Source organism: Fibrobacter succinogenes, assembly GCF_902779965.1.
Classification (GTDB): Bacteria; Fibrobacterota; Fibrobacteria; order Fibrobacterales; family Fibrobacteraceae; genus Fibrobacter; species Fibrobacter succinogenes_F.
In genome coordinates this window covers 1-10,931 of the sequence record NZ_CACZDK010000060.1, presented here as the reverse complement: position 1 = coordinate 10,931, position 10,931 = coordinate 1, and the positions used below count along the sequence as shown (strand labels likewise).

General features: G+C 50.9%; 7 protein-coding genes and 2 pseudogenes. 5 read left to right on the top strand and 4 right to left on the bottom strand.

Annotation, left to right across the window (positions count from 1 at the left end):
- Positions 1-279 precede the first annotated feature (279 nt).
- The 3 genes and pseudogenes from HUF13_RS17685 to HUF13_RS16780 all read right to left on the bottom strand — a co-directional run bounded on the left by HUF13_RS17685 (position 280) and on the right by HUF13_RS16780 (position 3,810).
- Positions 280-1,955: pseudogene (locus HUF13_RS17685) on the bottom strand (acyl-CoA dehydrogenase family protein).
- Between the two features lie 46 nt (positions 1,956-2,001).
- Positions 2,002-2,925 (bottom strand): annotated as a pseudogene (locus tag HUF13_RS16785) (electron transfer flavoprotein subunit alpha/FixB family protein); the annotation flags it as partial.
- A 3-nt stretch (positions 2,926-2,928) separates the two neighbouring features.
- Positions 2,929-3,810 carry an electron transfer flavoprotein subunit beta/FixA family protein gene (locus tag HUF13_RS16780; protein WP_173476177.1) on the bottom strand — a complete coding sequence of 294 codons (882 nt, stop codon included), beginning with the start codon at positions 3,808-3,810 and terminating at the stop codon, positions 2,929-2,931.
- A 732-nt stretch (positions 3,811-4,542) separates the two neighbouring features.
- Here HUF13_RS16780 and HUF13_RS16775 point away from each other — a divergent pair.
- The 3 genes from HUF13_RS16775 to HUF13_RS16765 are packed head-to-tail and all read left to right on the top strand — an operon-like array spanning position 4,543 to position 5,763.
- Positions 4,543-4,695 carry a hypothetical protein gene (locus HUF13_RS16775; RefSeq protein ID WP_173476176.1) on the top strand — a complete coding sequence of 51 codons (153 nt, stop codon included), beginning with the start codon at positions 4,543-4,545 and terminating at the stop codon, positions 4,693-4,695.
- A gap of 4 nt (positions 4,696-4,699) precedes the next feature.
- Positions 4,700-5,272: a GNAT family N-acetyltransferase gene (locus HUF13_RS16770; RefSeq protein WP_173476175.1), complete on the top strand. Its 573-nt coding sequence runs from the start codon at positions 4,700-4,702 to the stop codon at positions 5,270-5,272.
- Positions 5,269-5,763 (top strand): hypothetical protein, encoded by a 495-nt coding sequence (locus HUF13_RS16765; protein WP_173476174.1) that lies wholly within the window; start codon positions 5,269-5,271, stop codon positions 5,761-5,763. Before HUF13_RS16770 ends, HUF13_RS16765 begins: the two co-directional genes overlap by 4 nt.
- A gap of 51 nt (positions 5,764-5,814) precedes the next feature.
- Here HUF13_RS16765 and HUF13_RS16760 read toward each other — a convergent pair whose 3' ends face one another.
- Positions 5,815-7,755 (bottom strand): M6 family metalloprotease domain-containing protein, encoded by a 1,941-nt coding sequence (locus HUF13_RS16760; RefSeq protein ID WP_173476173.1) that lies wholly within the window; start codon positions 7,753-7,755, stop codon positions 5,815-5,817.
- A gap of 262 nt (positions 7,756-8,017) precedes the next feature.
- Between HUF13_RS16760 and pyrH the strand changes: the two genes are divergently transcribed.
- Both pyrH and HUF13_RS16750 read left to right on the top strand, forming a co-directional pair.
- A complete protein-coding gene (gene pyrH, locus HUF13_RS16755; RefSeq protein ID WP_074209136.1) occupies positions 8,018-8,725 on the top strand; it encodes a UMP kinase in 708 nt (235 codons plus the stop codon).
- A gap of 313 nt (positions 8,726-9,038) precedes the next feature.
- Positions 9,039-10,433 (top strand): glycosyl hydrolase family 5, encoded by a 1,395-nt coding sequence (locus tag HUF13_RS16750; protein ID WP_173476171.1) that lies wholly within the window; start codon positions 9,039-9,041, stop codon positions 10,431-10,433.
- The last annotated feature ends 498 nt before the right edge of the window (positions 10,434-10,931 follow it).

Below are 10,931 nucleotides of genomic sequence, written 5' to 3'. Positions count from 1 at the left end.
CTTGAACGAAGAGAAAGCCAGCGTCATTAAGGCGCTGGCAGTAACAGCCCCTTCTAGGGGCAAAGCAAGCCACCCCTCTTAGGGGTGGCTTGTGACTTTATGGATTGCTTCGGGACTTGCGTCCCTCGCAATGACGTGCTAGGTTATACAGCGCGAGTGCTTGCACTCGCTTGGATAACCGACGCACGAAGTGCAATGACAGCGTTAGTAGGCGGCGTAGCCGCGATTATTCCCTAATCACTTTCTACTTCCTACTGTCTACCGTCTACTGTCTACTAACTACACCTGCTTGTAGCTCTCCATCGCTTCCACGCTCAAGCTCTTCACGAAGTTGTAGTGTTTTGCGACTTCAGCTTCGGCGAGGTTCAAGTACACCTTCATGCTCTTGTCGAACAGTTCCGGTGCCTTGGTGGCGTCGCGGAGGAGCAACTGGGTCATCACGCAGTTGGCGGCGAGTTCGTACAAGTGACGGCTGCAGAGGTCGGTGAATTCGTTGTTTTCAACGGACTTCACGTATTCAATAGCTTCGTTGTACTTTTCGTCCATAGCCTTGGCGCGAGCCTTGAGGCTTTCGTATTCCGGGCGAACGTCCATGGCTTCGAGTTCTTCGAGCATGAGGCCGTAGCTGCCGGTGGTGATGTGCGGGAGTGCTGCAACCGTCTGGAGCTGCGTCGTACCTTCGTAAATGGAGGTGATACGAGCATCGCGGTAGAGACGCTGGCAAGCGTATTCAAGCATGTAGCCCGAACCGCCGTGAACCTGGATACAGTCGTAACTGTTCTGGTTTGCGTATTCGGAGTTCATGCCCTTTGCAAGCGGCGTGCAAGCGGAAGCGAGCTTCTGGTAAAGCTTGAGTTCCTTCTTTTCGTCGTCGGTGAGCTTGCGGGTGCGTTCGATGTCTTCGAGGCACTTGTAGATATCGACGTAACGAGCTGTCTGGTACAAGAGGGCGCGGCCTGCATCGAGGCGAGCCTTGATGTTGGAAATCATTTCGTACACAGCCGGGAAGTTCACGATTGCCTGACCGAACTGCTTACGGTCCTTGGCATAGGCGAGAGCTTCGTTGTAAGCCATCTGGCTGATACCCAGAGGGCCATCACGTACTTGATGAGACCGAACTTGCGGCGGCCGCAGAGTTCAGCCTTGGCGTTCTTGTAGACAAGTTCGCAAGTCGGGCTTCCGTGGATGCCGAGCTTGTTTTCGATGCGGCGAACGTCAACGCCACCGTCACGCTTGTCGTAAATGAACATGGAAAGACCACGACCATCGTGCGTGCCTTCTTCGGAGCGGGCGAGCACCAAGTGGATGTCGGAGTCGCCGTTCGTGATGAAGCGCTTCACGCCGTTCAAGTACCAGCACTTGTCAGCTTCGCTGTAGGTGGCCTTGAGCATCACGCGCTGCAAGTCAGAACCTGCATCCGGTTCGGTCAAGTCCATGGACATCGTTTCGCCAGCGCAGATGCGCGGGATGAAACGGGAACGCTGGTCTTCGTCGCCGAATTCATAGAGCGTTTCAATGCAGTCCTGGAGGGACCAGATGTTCTCGAAACCGGCGTCTGCAGAGGCAATCATTTCGTTGATGGCCGTGTAGGCGGTAATCGGGAAGTTGAGGCCGCCAAAGCGGCGCGGCATCGTGACACCGTTGAGGCCAGCCTTGCGGGTGGCTTCAAGGTTTTCGTAGGTCTTGGATGCGTAGCGGACGCGGCCGTTTTCGCAGTGTGGGCCTTCGGCATCCACGTCTTCGGAGTTCGGGAAGACCGTGTTTGCGGTGATGTCGCCAGCGACTTCGAGCACGCGGTTGTAGTTGTCCATAGCGTCGGCAAAATCTTCCGGCGCATAGTCGAAATTGTCCTTGTCAGCAAAGCCGTTTTCCTTGAGCTCGACAATGCGCTGCATCAAGGGGCTGCTTTCGAGGTTGAATTTAATCTCGGGGTGATCTGTGTAGAAATTTGCCATAGCGCTTACTTGTTGTTTGCCTTGTAATACTTGATCATCTTCGGGAGTCGGAGTTCACGGAGATGATGATACCTGAATCCTGCATGCCAGCGAGGTGCTGGATCTGGCCGGAAATACCGAAAGCGATATAGACCTTCGGGCGGACCGTTACGCCAGTCTGACCGATCTGGCGGTCATGATCGACGAAACCTGCGTCCACAGCGGCGCGGCTAGCACCGACTTCAGCGTGGAGTTCCTTGGCAAGTTCGAACAGCATGTCGAAGTTTTCCTTGGAGCCCATACCGTAACCACCGGCGACCACGATCGGGGCGCCCTTGAGGTTGTGCTTGGCCTTTTCCACATGGCGTTCGAGCACCTTGACCACGTATTCCGTTTCCGGAACGTACTTGGCCACGTCGTGCTTGATGACTTCGCCCTTGTAGTTCGGGTCCACGATTTCCTTCTTCATCACGCCTTCGCGGACGGTAGCCATCTGCGGGCGGTGTTCCGGGTTCACAATCGTTGCGACGATGTTACCGCCGAATGCCGGACGGATCTGGCAGAGCTGGTTTTCGTAGAACTTCTTCACGCCACCGATGCTCATTTCGAAGCTGTCGATTTCGAGTTCGGTACAGTCAGCGGTAAGGCCGCTGTGCATGGCGCTGGAAATGCGCGGGCCGAGGTCACGGCCGATAACTGTAGCACCGAGCAAGCAAATCTGCGGCTGTTCTTCCTTGAAGAGGTTCACCACGAGAGAAGCGTGCGGGTTGGTGGTGTAGGGGAACAGGCCTTCGGCGTCGAACACATGAACCTTGTCCACACCGTAAGGGAAAACCTGTTTTTCAATGCCATCAAGGCCCTTGCCAGCGCAAATGCACTCAAGCTGAACGCCGAGAGTGTTGGCCAACTTGCGACCCTTGGAAAGCAGTTCAAGGGAAACGTCAACGACGGTGGTTCCCTCAATTTCGCAATATACAAATACGTTATTCATAGGTTAGCCAATAATCTTCCCGTCTAAAAGTTCCTTGATAAGTCCTTCAATGTCGGCGTCGCTTGCGGAGAGCGTGCGGCTTTCCTTGGCCTTGAACACGATGTTCTTGACCGCCTTCACGTTCGTCGGCGAGCCAGCCTTACCGATCTGGGTCGGGTCGGCGTCGATGTCGGCTGCACCCCACTGCGGGATGTCGAGGTAGGGCTTCTTAGCGATGAGAGCTGCGTACTTGTCTGCATCTTCCGGCTTGCGTTCGGCAACTGCAGTAGCGTTCTTGAACTTCATGATGCGCTTTGCATTGCGCGGACGGCACGGAGCTGCACTGCCGTTCACGGTCACGACCAGCGGGAGCGGTGCTTCCACAGTTTCGACACCACCGTCGATGTGGCGGCGGATCACGACCTTGCGTGCCTGTTCGTCGAGCTTCAAGATTTCTTCGGCGTAAGTGACCTGAGTAAGTCCGAGCTTTTCTGCAATCTGCGGACCGACCTGTGCGGTATCGCCGTCGATAGCCTGGCGGCCACCGAGGATAATGTCATAGTCACCGATCTTCTTCACAGCCTGGGCGAGTGTGTAGCTTGTAGCGAGCGTGTCAGCACCACCGAGCGGGCGGTCCGTCACGACGTAACCGCAGTCAGCACCGCGGTACAGAGCTTCGCGGACGACTTCGGCAGACTTCGGGAGACCCATGGTCAACACGGAGATGGTGGAACCAGGGAACTGGTCCTTCAAACGAAGGGCTTGCTCCAGGGCGTTCAGGTCTTCAGGGTTGAAGACCGCGGGCAATGCGGCACGATTGATAGTACCCTGCGGCGTCATGGCGTCCGGGCCTACGTTTCGTGTATCAGGTACTTGCTTTGCAAGCACAACGATTTTAAGACTCATATTACTATAGTGTTTTAATTTAACGGTTAATTGAAAATCCTGCTACTCTGCAAAATTTTACGAGCTATAAGATAACAATTTCAAGAAAGTCTGATGGGATGAGTCGCGCATTTAGTCACGAAGAGTTAATAAAATAAAAGTAATATTTCTGTAGTATAAATTTAAGCGATGCGGCTAAGGAATTGCCGATTGCTGTCTTTCTCGAACGAAGAGAAGGAATCTATTATTTCTTGAATTGCATGTGTATCGGACGTTCATACGTTTTTTAGGAGGTGGTGGGGGAAGGTTGGACTAAAGTCCCAACTGTTCGGCTCAATCATGCCAGTCCGTAAACGGCCTGTCGCGATACTCGCCTTAAGCAGTTGTCCCCCTGATTGCAGCCCCGGCTAAAACAGTCGGAAGTAGGAAGTAGACAGTAGGAAGGATATTTGCATTTTTGTCATGCCCGCCGGGTCTTCCATCACCCTCTCGTGCGGGCTTCAGACGCCAGACCACCTAAAGGTGGCCATGTACACATAAGCACTGAAGTGCTAAGTGTCCAAAGGCCGCAACGCCTGGCTTTTTGCTAACTGTTGTTTGCAAAATGAATGGTCCGCAGCTCGACCCCTTGCTTTGCAAAAATCCCTTTGGTATATTATAGACACGCCGGTTTATTAGAGCGTTGCCGGGCTTTCACCTGTTTAGTGTTAGCTCCAGAGTTAATATATTCACCTTCAAAATAAGGATAAGGCTATGGCTATTCGTTGCAAACCGGCAAGATTCCCCAATTGTAAGCCCGTTGTGGTGCCACCTTCGCAGGTTGAAAGGGTCTTGAAGTACCTTAGGGGCGAAATAAAAGTCCCTGTGGTTGACCGTCCGATTGTAGACAAGCCTGACGATCAGTAAGCTGATGCTTCAACCTAGTGATTTCTCTTTACTTCCTTGCACAAAGGAAGATATTTCGGTTATTGCTTCTCGGGGGCATTTCTGTTTTCCTCCATTTGATCCGACAAAGGATGATGATCCCGTTTCTTTGGATACGTTCTTTTGCAATGTGGTTCCTAATGAAGCCGAAGAACATTTTTCAAAAACTTATAAGCTAGTGAAAAATGTAAAGCCAGATGATATTCTTGCTTTGGCGAGTATAGCTAATTCAGGATTTTCTTTTGGCTCGTATGAGGCCAAACCTGCTAATTTGCGAAATACGGGATACAATGAAGACTTTCCTTCGATTATGCTACTTGCTTTTGGAGTTAGGCTTGATTGGCAAAATCGAGGTATTGGTTCTGTGGCTTTCAAAAAACTTTTGCAGATGATTCGAGAATCTTCAATAGCAGGGGTTCGTTTATTAATTCTTCATCCACTCGAAAAAGCGGTTCCTTTTTATAAGTCGCTCGGTTGCGTAGAGGTTTTTAATGAAGAATTTCAAGATGAAGTAGAATCAATGCTCATTGATGTGTGGCATAAGGAGTCTTTCTCATGAATCGTATTAAGCTTGTTGGTGTCAATTACGATGGGAGTATGCGGCTTTGGCGCGGTCCCGAAGTGAAAATCAGCGTGTTCGCGTCGCGGCATTTTGATGCGGATGATTGTCGCCTTGTGCAATGGGCGGCAGAGATGGGTGAAACGCATCGGTGCCTTGTGGGGACGTTCCACTCTAAAGCGGAGCAGCGGATTTTGGAGGTCGCCCTTGCGAACGGGGCTTTCGCGGTTTGGCTTCGTGGATGCTCGCTTCCTGATTATTATAGTGGGCCGTTGTGGAATGCGATGGCTGAAGATCGAATGCTTACGATTTCGTGCTTCCATATGAAACACCATACGCGAGATACAGCTCGGTACTGTACACACTTGGCTGCGATGTGCTGTAAACGTCATGCGTATTTCTTGAAAGAAGACGATTCGCTGCTGACTCCGTGCTGTCGCAAAGCAATCTCTTGGCGATACGATGTTCAAGTGTTTAACGAAGAATCTTGATGAGGCTTGCTTTGAAAAAACGCAGGCTTTAGTGCCTGCGCTTTCGATGTTCTACTTAACCATTTCTACGTATGCGCCTTTCGGCAAATCGGGGAGGTCGCCAGACGCTGTCCTTTGACCGACGGGCTTACCGAGAACGTTAAAAATCATGTTTCCGGGTTTGCCGCGCTGGACTTTCTTGATGTCCGCGATTCTTGTCGTTCCTGTAATGGTCACGTTGAATTCAAAGCTGACTTGATTGCTTCCGTAAACTACAGCCTGTTTTACGGTGTAATTATTTCCGGCTACAACTTTGTTCGGCATGTGTCCGATTTTAGTCGTCATGGTTGTAAGATCGACATTGGAATAAATCATGCTTGTGCCGTTCGGGTCCCATGCAATGATTTTGCCGTCTTTGTCAAACCAGTGTCCGGTCCCTTCACCGGTGGTGCGGCTGTTGAGCGTGCCGTCGGGTTCCACGCCGTAGAACTTGACCTTGCTTGCGATTTCGCTTTTGCTTATGCCTAAAATTTTAGCAACGTCATCACCTTTCAAATCAAGCGAGGCGTAACCATAGTTGTTGTCTAGTTTTAGCGCTACATCGAATGCGATTTTCTGAATCTTGATTTCGACCTGGCTGCTTGAGCTTGGCGGATTTTGAATGCTCGACGAACTTGACGCATTTGACGAACTGGATTTTGGTACGGCCGATGAACTTGATGATTCTTGTGCCGTGCAGTTCCCGCCGACGCAGAACGTGAGCGTTTCGCTCGGAGTCCCGATGTCCGTGATTTTGAGCCCTGTCTTGGAACCATTATACCAACGAATGGCGGGGTATTTGTCATCCGAGAATTCTGAATAAGTTCCGCTTTTGAAGAATGTGTTCGCGGTGCTGCCTGGGCTTGGCCATTGGTCTATTACGTCATCGCTGGACTTGCCTGCGGCACTTGCGTGTACGATTCTTAAACCAAGTTTGTTCGAGGCGGAGTTGCCTTCAATTGAAAAGTCGTAGTGTTGCATTAATAATCCGCTTCCTGCGAGAACTTTGTTGCGGCCCGTGTTGCGTACATAGGACCACACCAAACCTTCTTTGTCGGGCCTTGCGGGATTCTTGTAGCGGTAGCAGGCTTCGCCGGGTTTTGTCGTTTCGAGACTCACGTCTTCGCTGGTCACATCTACAAACGGAATCCAGCCCTGGTCTGCGCGGTAAAAGTCGTTGATGGCGACCGGATTTAAGTCATGTGCGCGGTTGCCCATGGTGCAGTAGTCCCCGTACCAGTAGAGGTCCGGCCAACCAAAAATCATGTGGCCACTTTCGTGTACAAAAACGTAAATGGAAAACTTGCCCGGCATGTCCGTCATTTGATGGTGCGTAAGCCTAACGCCATCGCGTTTTTCGTTGGACCATCCAGAATGGGGCCACAACCCTTGTCCCCAAGTTTGTCCGGCACCGGCGTAGACGATGTTAATCGCTTCGGTCGTTCCATCCTTATCGTTATCATAACGTGAAAAATCGACTAGCGGATCGAAGTAATTGAACACTTCTTTCATGAGTGAGTCCGATCCCGTGTATCCTTGCAAATTTTCGTACCAAGATTTAGGGTGCTTGGCGCGGTACCATCCGTAGACTTCGTTGGTGAGGTCGAGTTGCCCGTTGGAAACGTCCAAGTAATAGTCGCGCACGGATCCGTTGCAACCGTCTCTGTTGAACCCTTCCTTGTTTAGCCATTCTTCAACGTCGGCTACCGAGACGGGCGCCTTCTGGTCCGAAAAATCCACGAGCAACGTTAAACTGTAAATTTTACCCTTGGGGGCGGCGTAATGGCTTTTGTTTTGTGTGACTGGCGTTCGTGCCAAGAGAAAACTAGGCTTGTCCGCACTTTGGTTGTTGAAGGTCGGCCTAGCCTCTTCTGGCCATGCTTGGACCCTTTTCCCTTGCCATACGATATCGGCAAAAAGCATCGTAGGGAACATCAAAAATAGAAGACAAAGAGGTAAAATCTTGTTACTCATAAAACCATCCCTTCCTTTAATTCATTTTTAGAAATACATTAATTTGCGGTAAGAAGGTGTTTCGTATGAAAAAAGCAAGGACTGTTAATATTAGTCATAGCCTATTTTTATTACATTTCTTTTGAATGAAAAGGAGATGCCCGGTCTATGCCGGGCATGACACCGCCGAAGGTGCTCTTGAACATAAACCTTTAACCATAGGACGTTACTAGGGAACATTTTTTTTCTGTCTACTTCTAACTTCCTACTTCCAACAAAAAAAATTATGAAATTCAAACGCATTCTCCTCAAGCTCAGTGGCGAAGCCCTCGCAGGCGAAAAGGGCCACGGTATCGACAACGTCATTCTCTCTGACATGGCGTCTGAAATTGCTTCTATTGTCAAGCAGGGCGTGCAAGTCGCTCTCGTGATAGGCGGCGGTAACCTCGTTCGTGGCATCTCTGCTTCTGCAGGCGGCATGAATCGCGCCCAGGGCGACGCTATGGGCATGCTCGGCACTGTGATGAACGGCCTTGCCATGCAGGACGCTCTCGACAAACAGGGCATCGACTCCGTCGTTATGTCTGCAATCCGCATGGAACCGGTTTGCGAATTTTTCGACCGCCGCAAGGCTCTTAAGCTTTTGTCCGCGGGCTCCGTGGTCATCTTCTCTGCAGGCACGGGCAACCCGTTCTTCACGACCGACAGCTGCGCCGCTCTCCGCGCCATTGAAAGTGAATGCGATGTAATCATGAAGGCCACCAAGGTCGATGGCATCTACACCGCAGACCCGGTCAAGGATCCGACGGCAACTCGTTTCGACGACATTTCGTACAAAGAAGTTATCTCTCGCGGTCTCAAGGTCATGGACACTGCTGCCGTTGCACTTTGTATGGAAAACAACATGCCTATCTTCGTTTTCAAGATGGAAAAGGGCAACCTCACACGTGCCGCTATTGAAGGCGACCTTGGCACACTCGTGCATTGCTAAGGAAACGCTGAACAATCAGCCGTGAGTGAATCTATTTCGCAAAAAACGAGACGGTCGTTGAACTTGTCATGCCCGCCTTGATCGGGCACCTTCGTGAGCGAGACTGTTACCGAACTCTTTTGTTTATCATGCCCGCCTCTGAGCGGGCGTCTCTTTTTTAAAAATGTGCACGCAACGCCAGAAAGCAATTGAGAACGCTCCGCGCTCCTGGAGTTTTTTATGGACTGCTCACAAAAACACTTTTAAAAACCTTTTTTTGTTCCTTATTTAGAGGATTAAATCTAATTTTAGACGAGGTATTAAAAGGAAGGTTATGAAAAAGGTTTTATTGAGTTCTTTATTGGCGGCGGGCGCTTGTGCAATGTTTAATGCTTGCTCTGATGATCCCTCGTCTCTGCTGACTCCGTCTGCTGCGACTTCTTCATCAAGTGTTGTTTGGGAAGAACAAAGCAGTTCTTCTGTTGGGCTGAACTCCAGTAGTTCTAATCTGGCTTCGAGTTCCGCTGATGGTCCGCTTAGTTCTGCAACGAGCTCCAGCAATGTGGGCGACCAGCCGGCGAGTTCATCTGCAAATTCGTCATCTAGTTCTGTTGACAATCCGGTTTCGTCCGCTACAGAAAGTTCAAGTAGCAAAGGCCCTGAATTAGATGCTAGTGGGTTCCCGACTCTTGAGTCTTACGGTGCGCCTCCGGCGGTGTACACTAAGGACATTAGCGCTACGGCAAAGCGTGGCTGGAATACCCGTTACTGGGATGCCTGCAAGCCGCACTGCTCTTGGCTTAAGGAAAGCTCTAACGATAAAACCCGTGCAGATACTTCTTCTAACGAGGCGTACCTTGCCGATTATGCTACGGCGCGTAATTGCAACATTCACGATGTGGAAGTCCCTACCTTTACCTTGGGTAATGTCAGTAAGGCTTGGCTCGGTTACGAAGGTACCCGAAGCGCTTGTGGCGACGAAAAGGAAAAGGGCGTGTTCACCTGCACCGACATGGCTCCGATCCAGGTGACAGAAAACCTGTCTTACGGTTACGTGGCTGGTACTGCCGATAGCAAGTGCGGTAAGTGCTATCACTTGCAGTACGACGGTCACTTTAGAAACGAAATGGAAAACAACCCGCCCAGGGAAACCCATAAGGCACTCAAGGGCAAACACATGATCGTGATGGCCTCTAACATCGGTATGGATGTGGCTGGCGGTGACGCCAGTTTACCTGCAGGCCAGTTCGACTTGATGGTACCGGGTGGTGGCGTGGGCGCCTTTGACGCTCTCTCAACTCAGGTGAACAAGGGTGCCGGTTTTAACTGGGGCGCAGGCTTTGGCGGATTCTTGACCGAATGCCAGAACCAGCTCGGTTACGACGCTACTCTCGCCGAATACCAGACTTGTATCAAGGGGATGTGCGACGCGGCCTTTGGCGACGCGGGTCTCCCGAACTTGTTGCGCGGTTGCCACTGGTTTGCCGACTGGTACATGGCTGCAGACAATCCGACTTACTACATCGAAGAAGTGGAATGCCCGCAGTACTTGATTGACCATTACATGACCCGATTCAACACCACCTTGGAAACCAACATCAAGAAGGTGACCGACTGGTCCACATACAAGGAAGGCGACGTACTCGACACGCTCCATTGCTGGAAGGCGGGCGAAGCTCCCGCAGAAAACGGCTGGCAAAATCCGAGCGCCGGTTGCGATGTTAAATAAAGTAATCGAATAGATTTGAGACTCCCCGCACTCCGCGAGGAGTTTTTTTTGAAACGTTGTGGTGTTTTGGGAAAATCGCCAGGAGTTTTGAAGCAAAACGAGGCTGTCGCCGATTTTGTCACCCCGCACTTGTTGCGGGGTCGCCATTATGAGCAACTCTGCGCCTGTCATGCCCGCCTCCGAGCGGGCACCTCCCTTTAAAAAGTGCACGACACGTCCTGTTTTTTAAGAAAAACACCAAGTGCCTTGAAACGAAGCGCCACGGTTTCGGAAAAAATTGCCCAATGTTTGGAATAAAACCGTCATGGCGGGCCCCGACCCGCCATCTCCCGGCAGGCTCGTCCCAAAGATTTTTGTTTACAGAATGTGAATAATCTGTATCACGGCGGCATACATCCTGTTTTTAACGAAAAAAGTGAAAAAAAGTGAAATTTTTTCGAATTTACCCCTTGCAAATGTTCCTGAAAATTCTATAATTGGCGCCGTTCCTGAGAGACG

Bases quoted from the DNA above. Each gene is read 5' to 3' on its own strand.
- HUF13_RS16780 (WP_173476177.1), bottom strand. From the start codon at position 3,810: ATGAGTCTTAAAATCGTTGTGCTTGCAAAGCAAGTACCTGATACACGA.
- HUF13_RS16775 (WP_173476176.1), top strand. From the start codon at position 4,543: ATGGCTATTCGTTGCAAACCGGCAAGATTCCCCAATTGTAAGCCCGTT.
- HUF13_RS16770 (WP_173476175.1), top strand. From the start codon at position 4,700: ATGCTTCAACCTAGTGATTTCTCTTTACTTCCTTGCACAAAGGAAGAT.
- HUF13_RS16765 (WP_173476174.1), top strand. From the start codon at position 5,269: ATGAATCGTATTAAGCTTGTTGGTGTCAATTACGATGGGAGTATGCGG.
- HUF13_RS16760 (WP_173476173.1), bottom strand. From the start codon at position 7,755: ATGAGTAACAAGATTTTACCTCTTTGTCTTCTATTTTTGATGTTCCCT.
- HUF13_RS16750 (WP_173476171.1), top strand. From the start codon at position 9,039: ATGAAAAAGGTTTTATTGAGTTCTTTATTGGCGGCGGGCGCTTGTGCA.